The organism is Pantoea phytostimulans (assembly GCF_046118715.1).
In the GTDB taxonomy this organism is placed as follows: Bacteria; Pseudomonadota; Gammaproteobacteria; order Enterobacterales; family Enterobacteriaceae; genus Pantoea; species Pantoea phytostimulans.
On sequence record NZ_CP173698.1, the window covers coordinates 2,097,183 to 2,117,838 of the forward strand.

Here is a 20,656-nt window from a genome sequence, read left to right on the forward strand (position 1 = left end):
GTGAACGAAAAAGGCGGCATTCCTATGCCGCCTTTTTTATTGCCTTTCAGTGACAAAAGAAGATTAACGACGTTCGTGGCTCAGAACCTGATGCGGCTGAGTACGACGGCCAATCATTCCCATCACACCGGCCAGGATAGCTTCAATAATTAGCATGAAGAAAGCGTACCAGCTGGCTTTTGCCGTAGCAGCGGCAGCTTGCTCAGCCGCTTCACGCGCTTTTTGCTCAGCTTGCTGTTTGAGTTCCTGATATTTCTGCATCGCCTGTTGGTAGCTCTGTTCAGTCTGGGCCACAATCTGATCGACTTCCTGATCGCTTTTCCCAGTACGCGCTTTAATGATATTTTTCAAAGCGTCACGATCGGCTGCTTGTAATGTATCTGAGTGACGATCCATGATGCCGCGCAGCCAGTTTGTTAAGTCAGTATCAGCATTTTGTGGCTGCTTAGCTGTATCTGCCGCTTGGTTCTCTGCATTTTGCGCTTCTTTATTTGCATCCTGCTGTAAGTTCTCTGGCTGTAATTCCGGCTTGCCCGTTTGGCGCAGCGTGGTTTCCAGCTCATTTTGCAGATCGCCTAAATTAATATTATTTTCTTGTAGCTTATCTTTTGCCATTTGCGTAACCGACGGCGCGGCGGCGGAAATACCACTACCCAATGCCTGAAATCCTGAACCCACAATATTCATTGCACCGCCTAATACGCTGCTGGCGAGTGAAACTGCGAGCCAAATGGTAAATAATGTGCTCAGGCCGAACATTAACAAACCATGCATTGCACCTTCACGCTGCGCTAAACGTCCGGCAACGTAACTACCTGCAGCCATAGCCAGCAGCATATTAATGGCAGTCCACACCAACGCACCTGTGCCGAGATGCTGCAGTGGATTCTTTTCTTCCATAGGATCGATGGTGGTTGCGCCAATTGCGGTTCCAAGCAGGGCTAATAAAATGTGCACGATCAAAGCACATATAACCCCTGCGAAAACAGCGCTCCAGGAAATACGTTTCAATGGTAAGCCGACAGGCGTTGTTGCCACCGTTTGCGTAGTACCATTACTAATCCGAGTTTCAGCCATAATGTATTCTCCTTGCGACAGACGTAAGTAAAAACTTTTAATTATCTAACCGAGTGAGTTAATACCCTTTGGTTGTTATTCAGCGTAGACAGAGAAAACTCATTTCACCAGCAAAGCGTGAAGAGATAAAAATATTACCGAGGCGTGAAAAAATAACTAGCGAGGAGAATAGCGCGTGGAAATATAAATTCCGCTGCGCTTTTTTAATAATTAGAAAGGGCGAATTCCGCCGGTTAATGCGGGTTGTACTGATTGCCATAATAGTGCTCCGGCAAATATTAATAGCAGGCTACACAACAGCGCCAGCAGGGGCATCAAAAAGCGTGCACTTTTCGCTACACCGCTGACGCGTGCCAACCGCTGGGCTAAAGCACGCGATCGCTGCACGAACAAGCCAATGGCGGAGATAGTCAGCGCGGTGCCCACGGCCATTACTGCTGCCGATGCCACGCCCCAAAGATAGACGCCGATGACCTTAGCGAACAGCAGCATCATGATGGCACCCGAGCAAGGGCGTAAACCCATCGACATCACCACCAGTAACTGCGTCTTGCCATTCACCGCCTCAGAAATTTGCTGCGCGCTGGGCAGATGCGCGTGACCGCAGCCGCAATGTGCATCGTGTTGATGATCAGGCCGTAAAGTATAGATTTTTAGTGCCGAACGCTGCTGCCGTTGCTGCCAAAGCGACTGTAGCGCGCGATAACCTATCCAAATGCCTAATCCAATCACCAGCAAATAGCTGCCCTTTTCAAGCCAAAAACTGCCGAGATGAAGCTGACGTGACGACGTTTGCAGAATAACCAGCATGAGCGTCACTAACACGATGGCAACTGTACCTTGCAGCAGCGATGCCAGTAGCGTGAGTTTCAAGCTGGTTTTTAGCTTTGCCGGATGGGTTGCCAAAAAAGTGGTGATGACGACTTTGCCATGTCCCGGGCCCAGCGCATGCAGCACGCCATAGAGCAGGCTGAATAACAGCAGTGAAAGGCCAGCCTGATGAGGTTGATCAGCTACCTGCTGCAACAACTGGGTCATTTCGCGGTGCAGCGTTTTCTGCCACAACACGCTCTGCAACAGAATCTGCGACCAGTGCAGCCAAAGGGTCACGCCCAGCACCATCAATAATGCAGCCAGTAACCAAAGCGGCCAGCTGCGCAACACGCGTGGCGACAGAGACATCAATGACATGTCAATATCACCGTTTGGGCAAATTGCCGTCCTAAATCGACGTCTTCCGGCGGCGCGTCCGCTTTGTCCAGGGACAAAGCATATTGCTTCAGTGAATCGTTTGGTTTGGGCGTGTTAAGGTCAAATGCACAGCGCGACTGCAAACTGTCTGGCAAGCTCAACGCGCCTGCATTGTCATAAAACATATCGACAAAATAGGTGGGATCGAATGTCAGGATTTCGAAGCGCTGGCCGCTGAGTATGGGGGGTTCTGCCAGCGGCAGGATGAATTCCAGCACCGCTTTGTGACCGTTACGTGAGAGCTGATACTCTTTTGGTAAATTCAAAAATTTCACCCGCTGTTTATTGTGCCAGATTTCAGAAAAATAGTGCTGGCCCAATACATTAGCCATGACGCCTGCCGCCAGTTTTTTCCAGATCACCGAACCCGGTTTCGCGTCACCCGCGTCATATAACAGATCAGCGGAGGTGATCTCATCCATCGTCCAGGTCATTTTCAGGCCGGTAAAATGATCACCATCAACGACTAATTCAGTTTTCATATCGATAAAGCTGTGCGGATGCGCTAACGCCGTCGAACTCATCAGTATCAGCAAAGCAAAAAGTGTGCGTTTCATAATGTTATAAAGTAACGTTCCTGATGAAAAGAATCCATAAGTAACAAAATTTTGTGACCCGCTTTAAACCTCTGAGCAAAAAACCGGACAATTTACGCGGTGTCGCAGGCGGTTGACTATTCTTAGCTCAAAATTACCCGCTGGAATTTTGATTGATGAGTTCTGCTACATCTTCAGCACCACTCTTCACCCGTTCCCAGCGCCATTGCCATCTCTTGCTGCTGTTGTTTCTGCCGACTCCCGCATTAACGCTAGAAAAAATCTGCCAGCTTAATGGCGTAGATCCTTCGGTCGCTCGACAGGATATCGCGGATGTCGGTGACGAGATACAGCGCTACCACCAACTTGAACTGCATCAAATGGTGGACGGCAGCTTGCGCATCCATGGCACGGAGTTGGACCGACGTATCTGTTTGCTGCATAACCTGCGGCGTAGCTTGCGCTTGTCGGAAGATTTTGTTCGTGAGCATTTCGCTGCGCCGCTGCGCCAACGTTTGAAAGTCATGAAAATTGAGAAAGTGCTCTACGATGAGATCAATTTGCAGGCACTTATCCAACATTGTAGCCAACGGCTGGCGCGTGATTTTACGCCACGCGATCGTCTTTTTTTACAGATTTTAATGAAATATGGGCTATGCCAGCGCCAGCCCGCACTTTTCAATGAACAGCAATGTGCATGGCTACTCAATAAAGCTGAACGGGATGTTGCAATGGATGTGATTCATCATTGGCAAAAGCGTTGCCACCTTGCACCGCATCCCTCCGAAGCTGAATTTTGGACGCTGCTGTTTAGCCTGATCCATGCGCCCAATGCAGAATCGTTGAAGCATCCCAGTGAATACCGTTTGATGATCTCCACCGACAGACTGATCGATGATTTTGAGCGCTGCGCCGAAGTCACCTTCGCTGATCGCAGCGAATTGCGGCAGCAGCTTTACACCCATTTAGCTCAGGCGCTGGATCGCCTCCATTTCACGATTGGCATTGATAACAGCGTGGCGCTTGACGTTGCTCACCTCTATCCACGCCTGCTGCGAACCACGCAACAAGCGTTAACTGCGTTTGAGACAGATTATGAAGTGGCGTTTAACCCGGAAGAGATCAGCCTGATTACGGTGATTTTCGGCGCGTGGCTGATGCAGGAAAACGCGTTGCAGGAGAAGCAGGTGCTGCTGCTAACCGGCGAAAATCCTCAGCTTGAGCAAGAGGTCGAACAGCAAATTCGTGAGATCACCTTGTTGCCAATTAATATCAAATATCAGGCAATACGCGATTTCCAGCGCGATGGCGCACCGCGCGAGATCGATATGGTGATCTCGCCCTATGCAACCTCGCTACCGCTGTTTTCACCGCCGCTGATCCATGCTGAACTGCCGCTGACCGCACATCATCAGCAGCGGATTCGTTATTTACTGGAGTCGTAACGCGGACGTAAAAACAGAGCAGGCAGCGCTACCAGCGCCATGACCCAGAACAGATGCCCCTGCAAATGCGTGAACAGGACACCGCAAATCATGGTCATTACCGCAATACCGCCGCCCATCGCCAACGCAGAGTAAAGCGACTGCAGGCGGATCACTTCCGCACCTTTGCGTGCGGCAATAAAACGCATCGCGGCCAGATGACACACCGTGAAACTGCCACAATGAAGAATTTGCGCCACAATGAGCAACGGTAGCGCGGTGCTGGCACCTAATAAGCTCCAGCGAATCAAAGCGCAAATACCCGACAACAACAATAAATCGCGTGCGCTCCAGCGGTGGAATAATCGATTACTCGAAGCAAACACGATGATTTCTGCCACAACGCCCAGTGACCATAAATAGCCCACCACCGAGGCAGAATAACTGCTTTCTTGCCACCAGATAGCACTGAAGCCGTAGTAAGCGGCGTGTGCACCCTGCAACAGCGTGACGCATAACATAAAGCGCCAGACTGCATTTTCACGTAATAAAGATCGCCAGGCTTGCCAGCCGCCGTCTGCGGCACCTTGTCTTTCGCTGCCCTGCGGTCGTGTAGCGGGTGACAGCATCATGCCCGCCAACATACAAATCCCGCCAAGTGATAACAACGCTAAGATTGCCTGTGATGAGTACGCGCTGACCAGCAGGCCCGTTAATGCCGAGCTAATCACAAAGGCCAGCGACCCCCAAAGTCTTACAGGGCCGTACGCCAGACCAATTTGCTGCGTCCAGGTTGCGGCAAGCGCATCGCTAAGCGGCACCAGCGGCGAGAAAAACAGATTGAAGCCTACCATCACCATCAGCAGCCACAGCCATTGCTCTCCCACCCAAAAACCTACCGCAAACAGACAGGTCATTAATGCCAACAGGCGCAGCGCGGTAATGAGTTGAGCGGGATTTCGTACTTGTGAAGCAATCAGCAAGCTGCCGACAAAACGCGCCACCATGCCACAGCCGAGCAGCAGACCAATTTTCTCAGCATCAAGGCCTGTGCCTTTTAACCACACGCCCCAGAAAGGCAGGTAAATGCCATAACAAAAGAAGTAAGTGAAGTAGCTCAATCCGAGCCATTTGGCGGAGCCGATTGCCATATTCCCTCCAGCAAAGATGCTGCGACGCAGCAAGAATGGCCGCTACTTTGGCAGAGCACTGTAGTTGCGGCAATAAAAAAGGATGGCTTTCGCCATCCTTTTTTCTGCTAACCCTGCCGACTAAACGCTTACGCGTAAACCGGCAAACGGCTGCAAATTTCCAAGACTTTCTGCTTGATGCGTTCGATAGTTGCTTCGTCGTTGATGTTATCCAACACATCAGCAATCCAGCCAGCCAGCTCACGCACGTCCGCTTCTTTGAAGCCACGACGCGTTACAGCTGGAGTACCGATACGCACGCCCGAAGTCACAAATGGACTCTTAGGATCGTTTGGTACGCTGTTTTTGTTCACGGTGATGTTCGCGCGACCCAATGCAGCATCGGCTTCTTTACCGGTCAGGTTTTTGCTCACCAGATCGATCAGGAACAGATGGTTATAGGTGCCGCCAGAAACAATGTTGTAACCGCGTTCAATCAGCACTTCTACCATCGCTTTCGCGTTTTTCGCAACTTGCTGCTGGTACGTTTTGAACTCAGGCTCCATCGCTTCTTTGAAAGCGACGGCTTTACCTGCAATGACGTGCATCAACGGGCCGCCCTGGCCACCCGGGAACACCGCAGAGTTCAGCTTTTTGTACAGCTCTTCGTCGCCGCCTTTTGCAAGAATCAAACCACCACGAGGACCCGCAAGGGTTTTGTGAGTCGTTGAGGTGACGATGTGAGCATGCGGAATTGGCGTTGGATAAACGTCAGCTGCGATCAGACCCGCAACGTGTGCCATATCCACGAACAGATAAGCGCCTACGCTGTCTGCGATTTCACGCATTTTTGCCCAGTCGCAGATACCTGAATACGCAGAGAAACCACCAACGATCATTTTAGGCTGATGGGTTTTCGCCAGCTCAGCCAATTCGTTGTAATCAATTTTACCGGTTTCATCGATGCCGTAAGGCACCACGTTGTAGAGCTTACCGGACAGGTTTACCGGTGAGCCGTGCGTCAGGTGACCACCGTGTGCCAGGTTCATACCCAGAATGGTGTCGCCCGGCTTCAGCAGCGCGGTATAAACAGCGAAGTTAGCCTGGGAACCAGAATGGGGTTGCACGTTAGCGTAGTCTGCACCAAACAGCGCTTTTGCACGGTCAATCGCCAGTTGCTCAACGATATCAACGTATTCGCAGCCGCCATAGTAACGTTTGCCCGGATAGCCTTCCGCGTATTTGTTGGTGAGCTGAGAACCTTGCGCCTGCATAACACGCGGGCTGGTGTAGTTTTCAGAAGCAATCAGTTCAATGTGCTCTTCTTGACGCACTTTTTCTTGCTCCATCGCCTGCCACAACTCGGCATCATAATCGGCAATGTTCATATCACGCTTTAGCATCCGCATCTCCTGACTCAGCTATCTTTTTAACGGCAATTTAAGCCCCGCTAGGGGCGAAGGCCCACAGTGTAAACCGTTTTAACTAGTGACGGTAGCGCGAATCCCCTCTTTTTACGCAAACGTTTGGCCCCGCACTGGCAAAGGTTTTTTACGCCGTTTTACACGCCTTAAGCCTCACTATTTTTCCTCACGTTGTGAGGGAAGTTCTCTGACGATGCAACGAAAAGTTGCCAACTTTATTACTGTAAAAAAGTAGGAGGTAATTTACAGTTAAACCAAGCGGACATAAGATGCATTTAAAATACAACTTAATAAACCAAGGGATTCTTTATGCTTGATACACAAACCATCGCTACCGTGAAATCAACCCTTCCTGCCGTTGCGGCCTGTGGCCCAAAACTTACCGCTCACTTTTATGACCGCATGTTGTCGCATCACCCTGAACTGAAAAACGTGTTCAACATGAATAACCAGCGCAACGGCGCGCAGCGCGAAGCGCTGTTTAATGCTATTTGCGCCTACGGTGCGAATTTAGAAAACCTTGCGGTGCTGTTGCCCGCCGTGGAAAAAATTGCGCAGAAACATACCAGCCTCAATATTCAGCCTGAGCAATATGCCATTGTCGGCGAGCATCTGTTAGCAACCATTAAAGAGCTGTTGAATCCAGGCGAAGAGGTATTGGCGGCTTGGGGACGTGCGTATGGTGTGCTTGCGCAGGTGTTTATCCAGCGTGAAGAGGCAATCTATCAAGAATCTGAGCAGCAGGTGGGCGGTTGGCGAGGCACGCGTGCTTTCCGTATCAGCGCTATTGAGCAACAAAGCGCCGTGATCAAAAGCATCACCTTGACCCCGGTTGATGGGGGTGCGGTAGCGACCTTCCAGCCGGGACAATATGTGACGGTACATTTGCATCCTGCGGCGTTTGAGCATCAGCAAATTCGTCAATACTCCCTGACCCACAGCAGCAACGGCAAAGATTATCGCATTGCGGTGAAACGTGAAGCGCAAGGCACGGTTTCTGGCTATTTGCATCAGCACGCTAAAGTAGGTGATGAGGTTCAACTGGCCGCCCCACACGGCGATTTCTTTATGCAGATTGATCCTGCCACGCCGGTTGCGCTGATTTCCGCCGGCGTCGGCCAAACCCCAATGCTGGCGATGCTGCATACCCTAGCCGACCAACATCACGCCGCGCCGGTAAGCTGGCTGCATGCCACTGAAAACGGTGAACAGCACGCGTTCAGTGAGGAAGTTTCCACGACGGGCAAACGCCTGAATGATTTCGTTCAGCAGATTTGGTATCGCGAGCCAACTGAAGAGGATGCGGATCGTTTTAATGCACAAGGCTTGATGGATGTGACGTTGATGTCAGCACGCTTACAAGATAAGAATACGCATTACTATCTTTGCGGTCCGCTAGGCTTTATGCAGTTTGTCGGCACTCAACTGCGTGACGCGGGTGTAGAGGCCGATCGCATTCATTATGAAGTCTTTGGCCCGCACAAAGTTTTGTAGTGAATGCCTCACAATAAAAAAGCCCGCAGCGTTGACCGTTGCGGGCTTTTTGTTGAACCTGGCTTAAATCGCTTCTTCGTCTTCTTCGCCGGTACGGATACGCACTACGCGCGCAACGTCGAATACAAAGATTTTACCGTCACCAATCTTGCCGGTTTGCGCGGTTTTCATAATGGTTTCGACGCAGGTATCGACGATATCATCCCCCACCACCATTTCAATTTTCACTTTTGGCAGAAAATCGACCATGTATTCCGCACCACGATAAAGTTCGGTATGACCTTTCTGACGACCAAAACCTTTGACTTCACTTACGGTCATCCCGGTGATGCCGACTTCAGCTAAGGCTTCACGTACATCATCGAGTTTGAATGGTTTGATAATTGCATCAATCTTTTTCATATCGGACCCTTTTCTCTCTCCCTCCGTGGTCGGAAGGGTTTCTCAAGTATAAATGTTCCTGGCGGTGCCGCGGGCTTATCGTGCTTTTTCGCGGCAGAAAACTACTCTTTAAAATCACTGGCGTCCAGTTCATGGCGCGACAGCAGCTTATAAAATTCGGTGCGGTTACGTCCAGCCAGACGAGCCGCATTCGTCACGTTGCCTTTGGTCATCTGCAACAGTTTACGCAGGTAGTTCAGCTCAAACTGATTTCGCGCCTCGACAAACGTGGGTAGCGCGCTGTTTTCGCCGGTCAGCGCTTGCTCAACTAACGCATCACTAATCACGGGCGAAGAGCTAAGCGCCACGCATTGCTCTATTACGTTCACCAGCTGACGCACGTTTCCCGGCCAGCTTGCCGAGATTAATCGTTTCATGGCGTCCACTGAAAAGCTGCGAATCTGCGGTTTATGCCGTTCCGCGGCCTGACGTAACAGGTGATTAGCTAACAAAGGAATATCTTCCGTGCGCTGGTGCAGCGTAGGAATCTTTAAATTCACGACATTCAGACGATAGAAAAGATCTTCGCGAAATTCTTTCTTTTCCATCGCTTTCGGCAGATCGCGATGCGTCGCGGAGATGATGCGTACATTGATAGCAATATCATGGTTGCTGCCCAGCGGACGCACTTTGCGCTCCTGCAATACGCGCAGCAGTTTGACCTGCAGCGCCTGCGGCATATCGCCAATTTCATCAAGAAACAGCGTGCCACCTTCCGCAGCCTGGAACAACCCTTCACGTGCACTGACCGCGCCAGTAAAGGCCCCTTTGGCGTGACCAAACAGCTCTGATTCCAGCAACTGTTCCGGGAGCGCGCCGCAGTTAATGGCGATAAACGGTTGCGTCGCGCGTGGACTCGCCGCGTGAATCGCCTGCGCCAGAATCTCTTTTCCGGTTCCGCTTTGACCATTAATCAATATGCTGACATCGGATTGCGCCACCATGTGCGCCTGTTCAAGCAAATGCAGCATTTGTGGATTGCGCGTAACAATCGCTTCGCTCCAGCGGTTGTCGTTGATCGGTGCCCGCTGCGCCAGCGCGTCGTCGATAGCCTTGTATAAAGCATCGCGATCCACCGGCTTAGTCAGAAAACTGAATACACCTTGCTGAGTAGCAGATACTGCATCTGGGATCGATCCATGCGCGGTAAGAATGATCACCGGCAAACCGGTATGACGTTTCTGGATCTCGCCAAATAGTGCCAGACCGTCCATCTCATCCATACGCAGATCGCTGATCACCAGCTCGATCTTCTCTTTTTGCAGCAGACGTAACGCTTCTGGCCCGCTGGCAGCGGTGGTGACTTGATAACCTTCGCTGCTCAGACGCATTCCTAACAGTTTCAATAAGCTGGGATCGTCATCCACCAGCAACAGGCGCGCCGGTTGTTTTACCATTACTGATCCTCTTCTTGCGGCAAGGCTGTGCCGTGGGTGCTGTCGGAAACGTCCGGTGCTTTACGCGACGAGAGCTGGCGTTCGATGTCGGTCAGTCGCTCCAGCTTGTGCTGGGTGTCGGCTAATTGTTGACGCATTTGCAGTTGTTGCTGTCGCAGATGATCCATCTGCACGTCACTCGATTGTTGCAGGTGAGAATAGCGTGTACGCGTCTCGCTTAGATCAAGTTGCCCCGCCTGATTGCTGCGCCAGAGCTGAATAAGGGGACGAACCGCCGCTGGAAAGGTATTACTGAAGGCATCAAGCGTCACGACATAATCGCGTCGTTCTAACGGCGTGACGTTACCGTTAGCCAGTAATACGCCCTGTTTAAAGGCGCGCGACCAGTTTTCAGCTGGCCAGCGATGAGCTTCAGCTCGTGCTTGCGCAGGCGACAAACGTTCAGCGCAATCAATAGCACGCAGCCAGTAAAGTGGATTGCTCATGGCTGCGTCCGTTTCAATCTGCCAGACATTGTCGCAATCTGTAGCAAGGTAATCGGCTAATTTCACATCAGGCTCTGCAACCGGCTGTGTCGAAGCGTGCGAAGGTGAAGCGGGAGCAGTCTGGCATCCGCTGAGCAACAGGCCGCTTAACATGCTTAGCAACAAAGGTGTAAAGAGTTTCATCGATCAGACGTTCCCGGCTGTGGTGTTCAGTTCAATGCGAAAACAAACGTCGGCGTCTGGGCTATCGACCAATGTAAGATCGCCAAACATGCGACGAACACAATCTTTGGCGATGCTCAGTCCCAGTCCGCTGCCTTTGATCGGCCCCTGACGCTGTTGGCTACCTTGAAAAAAAGGTTCGAAAATCATTTTTTGCTCTTCTGCAGGGATCGGCGTACCGGTATTTGCGACCTCAATCCAAATTCTGTCGCCCTGCTGCTGGCTGCGCAGCCAGATGTTACCGGATTCGCTGCCGTAGTTCACGGCGTTGGAATAGAGATTATCAATAACGCGCATTAGCAGCATCGGCTCCGCCAGACAACGCGTCACCTTAAGCGCGATTTCGGTGTGCATCAGTTTAGTTCGGGCGGGCAAAGCATGTGCGCTGACGACCATATCGATGATCTCATCCAACGCTACCGTTTCAAGCGGCGTTGGGCTGTCGGCCAACTTACGATTGTAGTCGAGCAATTGTTCAATCAGTTGCTGCAAATGACGGCTGCTGCCATCCAATATCGCAACAACCTCTTTTTGATCGGTATTGAGCGAGCCGACCACTTCGTCAGCCAGCAGTTCGGCACCTTCGCGCAGGCTGGCTAACGGCGTTTTCAGTTCGTGGGAAAGATGGCGTAAAAATTCGTGGCGTTGGGTTTCTAGCCATGCCAGCCGTTCGCTTAGCCAGACAATACGTTGACCGAGTGAGCGCAGCTCACGCGGCCCACGAAAAACCACGCTGCTGCCCAGTTCTCGCCCTTCGCCAAGTCGATTGATCATGCGTTCAACGCTTTTCACTGGGCCGATAATCATACCGGTAAACAACAGCATCAACGCCAGGCTGATGATGAATAAAATCAGCGCCTGCCAGCCGAAAAACTGTCCACGATCGGCAATTTCACGCTGCAGTTGTAAACCCCGCGAGAATACAACCTGTCGCGTGTCCTGCACTAACTGCGCATTTGTGGCTGAAAAGCGATCCAACGCTTGCGATGCAATCGCAACGGGATTTCCATTGTCGCATTGCAGCTGGGTCAGCTGCGGCATGATAGCCTGCACCGTTTGGAAAGCGGGCAGTTCCGGCAGGCTATTCGCGTGCGAGCTTAGCATTTGGTTATAGCGGGTGAGCTGGGTTTGATAAAGACGTGACAAGGTGGCGTCGTCTAAAACGCAATATTGTCGATAGCTGCGCTCTAACTCCACCGCGGTGCGCGCCATCGCCTCACTGCGACGCACATCGGTAAACGTGTTGCGATTGGTATTAGCCGCCTGCTCGCTCAGGGCTGAAAGGCTTTCCCATGCTTGCCATGCCAGCACCAACAGCGGTAAAAGCACCAGCAAAAATGCCATCAACACCAGTTGACGCAGTGAACGGGGAAATAAACGCCATTTTTTCACGCAATCGCTTCCTCTAAAAAACGCTTATCGGATGCTAGCGGACTCTGCTAAGGGAAGGAAGGGAAACAAATGAAAACGGCAGGCGCTAAGGCCTGCCGTTAACGCGACGCCGGGACATCGCGGTAAGAATAGGTGGAGCCTAACTCAACGTTGCGTCCGATGCTTGATAACGTTGCTAAGCAAGCGATTATCGGTGGGGTGGACGACAGGCTCCGTTTGGTGCGTCATTCGATTTTTATGAGCTCTGGGCCGTGAAGCCTGGCAATCATAAACAGGTGAATGAGCCGCATGTAAATATAAGCAATTTGCGTGCCAATATAATTAATCACTTTATTATCAGATAATTACTACAAGCTGGTTCGCGTCGCATCGCGAAGTGTTCCATTTGGTCTGAAAAAGTGTCGCCAATAGCCAACACTGAAAACCAATAATGAATTTAACATTTAAAATCAAAAGGATATGTGTCGCTGTTTGGAGACGCAACAAGTTGCCGTTTGTCGCCTTTTTCCTACAATTGCGATATTAAAAAAAAGGAGGCATCGCTGCCTCCTTGTCTTATAACGCTTTTATAATCAGCCCAACTGCTTACGCGCGTTGCGGAAAATGCGCATCCATGGGCTGTCTTCGCCCCACTCTGCCGGATGCCATGAATTGCTTACCGTACGGAATACACGTTCCGGGTGTGGCATCATGATCGTAACGCGACCACTTTCGTTGGTCACGGCGGTGATGCCGTTTGGCGAGCCATTCGGGTTAGCCGGATAGGTTTCGGTGACTTTGCCGAAGTTATCGACAAAACGCAACGCAACCAGACCTTTCGCTTCCAGCGCCGCGAGGTGTGTGCCATCACGCACTTCAACAAAACCTTCACCGTGCGAAACGGCGATGGGCATATGAGAACCGACCATGCCATCCAGCAACAGCGATGGGCTTGCTGCAACTTCAACCAGACTAAAGCGTGCTTCAAAACGCTCTGACTGGTTACGTACAAAGCGTGGCCACAGCTCACTGCCTGGAATCAGTTCACGCAGATTGGACATCATTTGGCAACCGTTACACACGCCCAGCGCTAAGGTTTGCGGGCGATGGAAGAAGTTTTCGAACTCATCACGCACGCGGGTGTTGAAGAGGATTGACTTCGCCCAGCCTTCGCCTGCGCCCAGTACGTCACCGTAAGAGAAGCCGCCACAGGCAACTAAAGCCTGGAACTCTTCCAGACCGCGTCGACCTGCCAGCAAATCGCTCATGTGCACGTCAACTGCCGTGAAACCTGCGCGATCAAAAGCGGCTGCCATCTCAACATGTGAGTTAACGCCTTGCTCACGCAATACGGCAACACGCGGACGCGCTCCGGTAGCGATCATTGGCGCAGCAATATCCTCTTCCGGTTTGAAGGTCAGATGGACGTTCAGGCCCGGATCGTTGTCATCTTTCTTGGCTTCATGCTCTTGATCGGCACAAACCGGGTTGTCACGCAGGCGCTGCATCTGCCAGGTGGTTTCTGCCCACCAGGTACGTAACGTCGTGCGGCTTTCGCTGTATACGGCGCTGTCACCCGCGCGGATAACAAAGCGATCGCCCTGCTGTGCGCTACCCAATACATGGCTGCAAGCGGCTAATCCGTGATCGGCAAGAATCTTCTCTACCGCAGCACGATCGGCAGCATTAATTTGAATCACCGCGCCCAACTCTTCAGTAAACAAGGCCGCCAGCGCATCGCTGCCCAGTGCAGCAATATCAACATCCACGCCGCAATGCCCTGCAAACGCCATCTCTGCCAGCGTTACCAGCAAGCCACCATCGGAACGATCGTGATAAGCCAGCAGTTTCTGCTCAGCCACCAGCGCCTGAATAGCATTAAAGAAGCCCGCCAGCTGCTGCGCATCACGCACATCTGCGGGTTTGTCACCTAACTGACGATAAACCTGCGACAGCGCCGTTGCGCCCAATGTGTTCGCGCCATTGCCCAGATCGATAAGCAGCAGCAGGTTATCCTGCTCTACCTGCAGTTCTGGCGTTACAGTGCGGCGTACATCATCAATGCGCGCAAATGCGGTGATCACCAGCGACAGCGGTGACGTCATTTCACGCTGCTCGGTACCTTCTTGCCAGCGGGTTTTCATCGACATTGAGTCTTTACCCACTGGAATAGTGATGCCCAGCGCCGGACAGAGCTCTTCGCCCACCGCTTTAACCGCTTCGTACAAACCGGCATCTTCACCCGGATGGCCCGCTGCAGACATCCAGTTTGCTGAAAGCTTAACGCGCTTCAGAGAACCAATCTGCGTGGCTGCAATGTTAGTCAGTGCTTCACCTACCGCCAGACGGCCAGACGCGGCGAAATCTAGCAAGGCAACCGGCGCACGTTCGCCAAGGGCGAAAGCTTCACCGTGATAGCTGTCGAGGCTTGCAGTGGTGACCGCGCAGTTCGCAACAGGGATCTGCCAAGGGCCGACCATCTGATCGCGCGCGACCATGCCGGTAACGCTGCGGTCGCCGATCGTGATAAGAAAGGTTTTTTCAGCCACGGTAGGCAAATGCAGTACGCGATTGACCGCATCAGTCAATGTGATGCCATCGCGCTGTAATGCAGTGCCTTGCGCCTGCTGCTTAACCACATCGCGGGTCATTTTGGGCGTTTTGCCCAGCAGCACATCCAGTGGCATATCGATTGGCGTGTTATCGAAATGGCTGTCAGCCAGACTCAAATGCAGTTCTTCGGTGGCTTCACCGATCACCGCATAAGGAGCGCGTTCGCGCTGGCAAATAGCAGCAAACTCAGCCAGTTTTTCTGGTGAAACCGCCATGACGTAACGCTCTTGTGATTCGTTACACCACACTTCCAGCGGGCTCATACCTGGCTCATCGCTGAGAATGTCGCGCAAATCAAAACGCCCACCGCGACCACCATCGCTAACCAGTTCAGGCATGGCGTTCGATAATCCGCCCGCGCCGACGTCGTGGATAAACAGAATCGGGTTGTCATCGCCCAGCTGCCAGCAGCGGTCGATCACTTCCTGACAGCGACGTTCCATTTCTGGGTTATCACGCTGTACAGAGGCAAAATCGAGATCGGCGTCAGACTGACCCGATGCCATCGAAGACGCTGCGCCACCGCCCAAACCAATATTCATCGCCGGTCCGCCCAGCACAATCAGTTTGGCACCCACGGTGATCTCACCTTTCTGTACATGATCGGCACGGATGTTACCGATGCCGCCTGCCAGCATGATCGGCTTGTGATAACCGCGCAGCTCAGTACCGTTATGGCTATTAACTTGCTCTTCATAGGTACGGAAGTAGCCATTTAACGCCGGACGACCAAATTCGTTGTTAAAGGCTGCGCCACCCAGCGGGCCATCGGTCATGATGTCCAGCGCGCTTACGATGCGCTCTGGCTTACCAAAATCCTCTTCCCATGGCTGTTCAAAGCCGGGAATACGTAAGTTCGATACCGAAAAACCAACCAAACCGGCTTTAGGTTTGGAACCTCGTCCCGTTGCGCCTTCGTCACGGATTTCACCACCGGAGCCGGTTGCTGCACCCGGCCACGGAGAAATGGCGGTTGGGTGGTTGTGGGTTTCAACTTTCATCAGGATGTGTGCTGCTTCCTGATGATAGGCATATTCGCCTTTATCCGCGTCTGCGAAGAAACGGCCCACTTCGGAGCCTTCCATCACAGCGGCGTTATCTTTATAAGCAGAAAGGACATAATCAGGCGTCTGCTCAAAGGTATTTTTAATCATCTTAAACAGCGATTTTGGCTGTTTCTCGCCGTCGATAATCCAGTCAGCGTTGAAGATTTTATGACGGCAGTGCTCAGAGTTGGCCTGCGCGAACATGTACAGTTCGATGTCGTTTGGGTTGCGACCCAATTTTGTGAAGGCGTCGAGCAGGTAATCAATCTCATCTTCTGCTAACGCCAGGCCCAGATTAATGTTCGCCTCAACCAGCGCCTGACGACCCTCACCCAGCATATCCACGCTTTTTACGGGCTGTGGCTCATGATGCACGAACAGCTGCTCGGCTTGCGCCAAGTCGCTATAGACGGTTTCCATCATGCGATCGTGTAGCAGTGAGGCCAGTGTTTGCCACTGCGCTTCGGTTAATTGCGGTGCTTGCACATAAAAGGCCATACCGCGCTCAAGACGACGCACCTGCGGTAAATCACAGTTATGGGCAATATCGGTCGCTTTAGATGACCACGGCGAAATAGTACCTGGGCGCGGCGTGACCAGCAGCAGACGCCCTTGCGGCGCATGTTCAGCGAGAGAAGGACCGTATTTAAGCAGGCGCTGCAAGCGGGCTTTTTCATCGGCACTTAGCGGCGCGCTGACATCGGCAAAATGGACGTACTCAGCGTAAATATCACTCACCGGCAGATGAGCGTCCTGAAAGCGGGTCAGCAATTTGTTTACACGAAAAGCCGACAGGGCGGGCGAACCACGCAGAATTTCCATCATTAAAGATCTCTCGTCTTCGAAGCGCCGGGCGACGCTTCATTGGGCGCAACAGGGAAAACGGGGCACATTATAGAGAAACAGCTCTCTCGACGAAACCGTTTGCGCAAAATTAATAGCCCACCGGATTTGCCTGAATTTTGCACAAAAGCTGCTTTATGAGTTGCTCTGCTTCGCTTTGTTGCGCAAAATGCCCCTCGCTCGGGGAGATCAAAAAAGATCAATACTGCCTATAAAAGACAGAGGCCTTAGAGCCATCGAGAGATAACTATTTGAAACGCCTAAAATTTAATTATCTGTTTATCGGTCTGGTTGCTGTGTTGTTAGCAATGGCTTTGTGGCCATCCATACCCTGGTATGGCGGTGGACAAGACACGATTTCACAGATTAAATCACGGGGAGTACTGCGTATCAGTACCATTAACTCCCCGCTGACTTACTACACCATCAATAAATCTCCGGCCGGAATGGATTACGAGCTGGCAAAACGCTTCGCCGACTATTTGGGCGTGAAACTGAAAGTCACTGTACGTCCTAATCTCAGTGACCTGTTTGACGACCTTGACGATGGCAAAGCGGATTTGCTCGCGGCGGGTCTGAACTACAACAGCGAACGTCTGGCTCGTTATCAAACCGGGCCAAGCTACTACAACGTTTCGCAGCAGCTGGTGTATCGCGTGGACAAACCGCGCCCTAAAAACCTCGGTGATTTGAAGGGGCGACTAACGGTTGCTTCGGGTTCAGCCTATTTATCGACATTGAAGAACGCTAAATCCAATCAATTTCCCGATCTCGACTGGGCAATCGCCACCGATCAGAGCCCGAAAGCCCTGCTTGAAGCAGTGGCTGACGGTAAACTCGATTACACCGTAGGGGATTCTGTCACTATCGCTTTGCTGCAGCGGATCCATCCTCAGCTGGCAGTGGCCTTTGATGTAACCGATGAAGAGCCGGTAACCTGGTATGTGCCACACAGCGATGACGATAGCCTGAATGCCGCCCTACTCGACTTCTTTAACGGCATGGGCGAAGAAGGTGCGATGGCGCGGCTGGAAGAGAAATATCTCGGCCACGTTGGCACGTTTGATTACGTTGATACGCGCACCTTTCTACGCGCCATCGACAGCACCTTACCAGACATCAAACCGCTGTTTGAAAAGTATGCAACCACTATCGACTGGCGTTTACTGGCAGCCATCTCTTATCAAGAGTCGCACTGGAATCCGCAGGCCACCTCGCCCACCGGCGTGCGCGGTATGATGATGCTCACACGTAACACTGCCGACAGCCTGAATGTGGATGACCGTACTGATGCTGAACAAAGTATTCGCGGTGGCAGCCAATATTTACAGAATATGATGGAAAAAGTGCCGCCGACAATTCCTTCAGATGAGCGCATTTGGTTTGCGTTGGCCGCTTATAATATGGGCTATGCGCATATGCTTGATGTGCGGAAACTCACCGCCAAACAAGGCGGTAATCCAGACAGCTGGGCGGATGTGAAGCTGCGATTACCCATGTTGAGCCAAAAACGCTATTACGCCCAGACCACATATGGCTATGCACGCGGTCACGAAGCGTATAACTACGTTGAAAATATCCGTAAATATCAGATCAGTTTGGTGGGGTATTTGCAGGAACAAGACCGACGTATTGCCCAGCAAGCGGCATTGGAAGCAGAGCTGGGCAAAGGTTATCCGGCCGTCGAGCCGAAAATAGCGATGAACTAAACCTCGCGCTGCGCCAGTCGCAGCGCTTTTTTTTGCTCACGCCGCATGCGGAAGAAATCACTGAGCATGCCAGCACATTCATCAGCCAGCACGCCGTTGACCATTTCGATTTGATGATTCATTCCCGGATGGCCCAGCACATTGATTAATGATCCTGCTGCACCGGTTTTCTCATCGCGAGCGCCAAACACCAAGCGAGTAATGCGGCTATGTATCATTGCACCCGCACACATTACGCAGGGTTCAAGCGTGACGTAGAGCGTGGTATCAAGCAGTCGATAGTTTTCCAACACTTTCCCGCCCTGACGCAGAGCCATGATTTCAGCATGCGCAGTAGGATCCTGTTGTCCGATGGGTCGGTTCCAGCCTTCGCCGATAACCCGATCGCCTTGCACCAGTACTGCACCAACCGGAACCTCGCCTTGCTCCCAGGCTAAACGCGCCAGCCCCAGCGCATGCCGCATCCAGTATTCATCTTGTTGTTGGTTCACGCTGGTCACTCCCGGCTGCAGAAAAGCGGCGCATTATAGCGATCTCTTCACCAGATTCGAAGCAGCTTATTCGAGTTGCTGCAACTCACCGCCTGGCGTCACGCGCCAGCGATGTTGGCAGAAAAACAGCAGTGGGTTATCTTGCTTGCTGTCGCTGTAACCGCTGTAAAGTTGTAGCGGTGTGCCAATCTTTTCTTCCAGTTGTGCCACTTTTTCATGGCCGAGACAGCGCATCGCGAGCACGCGACCACCCAATCCACGCTGCATTTGGCTGGCGATGAGTTTAACCCGTGGCAAGAAAGCAGAGTCGAAGTAGACCTGCTCGACCAGCGATTGTGGCGAGCCGGTAATTAACCACACGTCTGCATCATCGCTGCTGAGATAGTCAGTCAGCCGCTGCTGTACCACCGGAAAAGCTTTTACCCGCAGACGAAACCATTGCGCAAACTCTGCTTCCAGACGTAATAAGGTGTTTTCAGAGCGACCAAATGTAATTGACCATAGCAGCAGGCTCATCGGCCAGCGCGCTGCCCGCCCTTTAAAAAGCAAGCCCAGTCCTACCACCGGCAGCAATGGCACCACCAACAATACATTTAGCGGCTTACGCCGCAGCAAATAACGCATAAAGGTGCCGAACATGTCCTGTTGATGCAGAGTGCCATCCAGGTCAAAAAACACCACGCGACGTTGTGTACCTTTGGTCAAACAACTCTCCTTTTCGCTGATTTTGCGTTAACAGCCTTTATTGTAGCTATCATCAGGCGACGCGGCGATGACTGTCATTTTTAATTCCAATGACTACAATCCCCGATGAATAGTTTATTCTTCTCAGAATAATTCCTAATACCTTGAGGATCGGGCATGAGTTCATTGCTGCGTATACGCCAGCTCTATCCACGCCTGGCGCTGAACGAGCGCCGACTGGCAGATTTTTTGTTATCGCAACCGGATCGGGCTCGACATCTCAGTTCACAAAAACTGGCTGAAGAGTCGGGTGTCAGCCAGTCAAGCGTGGTGAAGTTTGCCCAGAAACTGGGCTACAAAGGCTTTCCGGCGTTGAAGTTAGCGTTAAGCGAATCGCTGGCAGACAAGGATGCGATTACCGTGCATAACCATATTTTAAGTGACGATCCGCTGAAAACCGTCGGCGAGAAATTATTGGCTGAAAAGCTTTCTGCGATCCGCGCCACGCTGGATATTAATAGCGAAGAGAAGCTTCGTGACGTCTTGCTGTTACTTAAAAATGCCCGGCGCACTTTATTAGTGGGTATTGGCGCGTCAGGTTTAGTGGCAAAAGACTTTTCGTGGAAACTGATGAAGATTGGAATTAACGCAGTCGCTGAGCAGGATATGCACGCATTGCTGGCAAGCGTTCAGGCGATGGGGCCCGGCGACGTTTTATTGGCAATCTCCTATACCGGCGAACGCCGTGAGATTAATTTGGCCGCACAGGAAGCCGCAAGCATAGGGGCAAGCGTGCTCGCTTTTACTGGCTTCACACCCAACACCTTACAACAGTGCGCAACGCATTGCCTTTATACCGTGGCAGAAGAACAAAGCACGCGTAGCGCGGCTATCTCTTCAACGACTGCACAGTTAGCACTCACCGACCTGCTGTTCATGGCGCTGGTACAAAACGATCCAGAACGTGCCTCCAGCCATATTCGTCACAGTGAAGCCTTAGTGAAAAAGCTGGTCTGAT

The 20,656-nt window shown here is 51.9% G+C and carries 16 protein-coding genes; 4 read left to right on the plus strand and 12 right to left on the minus strand.

What is annotated here, in order from left to right; all coding sequences use genetic code 11:
- Positions 1–63: 63 nt before the first annotated feature.
- The 3 genes from ACF2G4_RS09705 to ACF2G4_RS09715 form a co-directional block, all read right to left on the minus strand.
- A complete protein-coding gene (locus ACF2G4_RS09705) occupies positions 64–1,077 on the minus strand; it encodes a TIGR04086 family membrane protein (protein ID WP_409074744.1) in 1,014 nt (337 codons plus the stop codon).
- A gap of 210 nt (positions 1,078–1,287) precedes the next feature.
- Positions 1,288–2,268: a nickel/cobalt transporter gene (locus ACF2G4_RS09710; protein WP_409074745.1), complete on the minus strand. Its 981-nt coding sequence runs from the start codon at positions 2,266–2,268 to the stop codon at positions 1,288–1,290.
- Complete coding sequence (locus tag ACF2G4_RS09715; RefSeq protein WP_409074746.1) at positions 2,259–2,885, minus strand: DUF1007 family protein; 627 nt, start codon at positions 2,883–2,885, stop codon at positions 2,259–2,261. Before ACF2G4_RS09715 ends, ACF2G4_RS09710 begins: the two co-directional genes overlap by 10 nt.
- 155 nt (positions 2,886–3,040) lie before the next feature.
- On the opposite strand from ACF2G4_RS09715, the gene csiE reads away from it, so the two are divergent.
- Entirely contained in the window at positions 3,041–4,309 is a 1,269-nt protein-coding gene (csiE, locus tag ACF2G4_RS09720; RefSeq protein WP_409074747.1) for a stationary phase inducible protein CsiE, read from the plus strand.
- On the opposite strand, the gene ACF2G4_RS09725 is transcribed toward csiE, so the two are convergent.
- Both ACF2G4_RS09725 and glyA read right to left on the minus strand, forming a co-directional pair.
- Complete coding sequence (locus tag ACF2G4_RS09725) at positions 4,291–5,439, minus strand: 3-phenylpropionate MFS transporter (protein ID WP_409074748.1); 1,149 nt, start codon at positions 5,437–5,439, stop codon at positions 4,291–4,293. The two genes, csiE and ACF2G4_RS09725, sit on opposite strands and share 19 nt — an antisense overlap.
- A 128-nt stretch (positions 5,440–5,567) precedes the next feature.
- Positions 5,568–6,821: a serine hydroxymethyltransferase gene (gene glyA / locus ACF2G4_RS09730; protein WP_215845852.1), complete on the minus strand. Its 1,254-nt coding sequence runs from the start codon at positions 6,819–6,821 to the stop codon at positions 5,568–5,570.
- A gap of 330 nt (positions 6,822–7,151) precedes the next feature.
- Here glyA and hmpA point away from each other — a divergent pair, with 330 nt between their 5' ends.
- Positions 7,152–8,336, plus strand: a complete 1,185-nt coding sequence (gene hmpA / locus ACF2G4_RS09735; protein WP_409074749.1) for an NO-inducible flavohemoprotein — start codon at positions 7,152–7,154, stop codon at positions 8,334–8,336.
- A 63-nt stretch (positions 8,337–8,399) separates the two neighbouring features.
- Here the strand turns inward: hmpA and glnB are convergent, their stop codons facing one another.
- From glnB to purL, 5 genes are all read right to left on the minus strand, one after another.
- Positions 8,400–8,738, minus strand: a complete 339-nt coding sequence (gene glnB / locus ACF2G4_RS09740) for a nitrogen regulatory protein P-II (protein ID WP_007886217.1) — start codon at positions 8,736–8,738, stop codon at positions 8,400–8,402.
- Between the two features lie 101 nt (positions 8,739–8,839).
- Positions 8,840–10,174 (minus strand): two-component system response regulator GlrR, encoded by a 1,335-nt coding sequence (gene glrR / locus ACF2G4_RS09745; RefSeq protein WP_409074750.1) that lies wholly within the window; start codon positions 10,172–10,174, stop codon positions 8,840–8,842.
- Positions 10,174–10,842, minus strand: a complete 669-nt coding sequence (gene qseG / locus ACF2G4_RS09750) for a two-component system QseEF-associated lipoprotein QseG (protein ID WP_215845850.1) — start codon at positions 10,840–10,842, stop codon at positions 10,174–10,176. The genes glrR and qseG overlap by 1 nt, the downstream gene beginning before the upstream one ends.
- Before the next feature lie 3 nt (positions 10,843–10,845).
- Positions 10,846–12,273: a HAMP domain-containing sensor histidine kinase gene (locus tag ACF2G4_RS09755; RefSeq protein WP_243077391.1), complete on the minus strand. Its 1,428-nt coding sequence runs from the start codon at positions 12,271–12,273 to the stop codon at positions 10,846–10,848.
- Between the two features lie 572 nt (positions 12,274–12,845).
- Complete coding sequence (gene purL, locus ACF2G4_RS09760; RefSeq protein WP_243077390.1) at positions 12,846–16,736, minus strand: phosphoribosylformylglycinamidine synthase; 3,891 nt, start codon at positions 16,734–16,736, stop codon at positions 12,846–12,848.
- 269 nt (positions 16,737–17,005) lie between these two features.
- On the opposite strand from purL, the gene mltF reads away from it, so the two are divergent.
- The gene (gene mltF / locus ACF2G4_RS09765) at positions 17,006–18,463 is read left to right on the plus strand and encodes a membrane-bound lytic murein transglycosylase MltF (protein WP_215845848.1); all 1,458 of its coding nucleotides are present in this window, start codon (positions 17,006–17,008) and stop codon (positions 18,461–18,463) included.
- Here mltF and tadA read toward each other — a convergent pair.
- Both tadA and yfhb read right to left on the minus strand, forming a co-directional pair.
- Complete coding sequence (gene tadA / locus ACF2G4_RS09770) at positions 18,460–18,954, minus strand: tRNA adenosine(34) deaminase TadA (protein WP_243077389.1); 495 nt, start codon at positions 18,952–18,954, stop codon at positions 18,460–18,462. The two genes, mltF and tadA, sit on opposite strands and share 4 nt — an antisense overlap.
- Before the next feature lie 66 nt (positions 18,955–19,020).
- A complete protein-coding gene (gene yfhb, locus ACF2G4_RS09775; protein WP_215845847.1) occupies positions 19,021–19,659 on the minus strand; it encodes a phosphatidylglycerophosphatase C in 639 nt (212 codons plus the stop codon).
- A gap of 156 nt (positions 19,660–19,815) precedes the next feature.
- On the opposite strand from yfhb, the gene ACF2G4_RS09780 reads away from it, so the two are divergent.
- Positions 19,816–20,655 carry a MurR/RpiR family transcriptional regulator gene (locus ACF2G4_RS09780; protein WP_215845846.1) on the plus strand — a complete coding sequence of 280 codons (840 nt, stop codon included), beginning with the start codon at positions 19,816–19,818 and terminating at the stop codon, positions 20,653–20,655.
- The last annotated feature ends 1 nt before the right edge of the window (position 20,656 follow it).

Coding starts and splice junctions, on each gene's coding strand:
- csiE (WP_409074747.1), top strand. CDS start 3,041: ATGAGTTCTGCTACATCTTCAGCACCACTCTTCACCCGTTCCCAGCGC.
- ACF2G4_RS09705 (WP_409074744.1), bottom strand. CDS start 1,077: ATGGCTGAAACTCGGATTAGTAATGGTACTACGCAAACGGTGGCAACA.
- glnB (WP_007886217.1), bottom strand. CDS start 8,738: ATGAAAAAGATTGATGCAATTATCAAACCATTCAAACTCGATGATGTA.
- ACF2G4_RS09710 (WP_409074745.1), bottom strand. CDS start 2,268: ATGTCATTGATGTCTCTGTCGCCACGCGTGTTGCGCAGCTGGCCGCTT.
- ACF2G4_RS09715 (WP_409074746.1), bottom strand. CDS start 2,885: ATGAAACGCACACTTTTTGCTTTGCTGATACTGATGAGTTCGACGGCG.
- hmpA (WP_409074749.1), top strand. CDS start 7,152: ATGCTTGATACACAAACCATCGCTACCGTGAAATCAACCCTTCCTGCC.
- glyA (WP_215845852.1), bottom strand. CDS start 6,821: ATGCTAAAGCGTGATATGAACATTGCCGATTATGATGCCGAGTTGTGG.
- ACF2G4_RS09725 (WP_409074748.1), bottom strand. CDS start 5,439: ATGGCAATCGGCTCCGCCAAATGGCTCGGATTGAGCTACTTCACTTAC.
- qseG (WP_215845850.1), bottom strand. CDS start 10,842: ATGAAACTCTTTACACCTTTGTTGCTAAGCATGTTAAGCGGCCTGTTG.
- glrR (WP_409074750.1), bottom strand. CDS start 10,174: ATGGTAAAACAACCGGCGCGCCTGTTGCTGGTGGATGACGATCCCAGC.
- purL (WP_243077390.1), bottom strand. CDS start 16,736: ATGATGGAAATTCTGCGTGGTTCGCCCGCCCTGTCGGCTTTTCGTGTA.
- ACF2G4_RS09780 (WP_215845846.1), top strand. CDS start 19,816: ATGAGTTCATTGCTGCGTATACGCCAGCTCTATCCACGCCTGGCGCTG.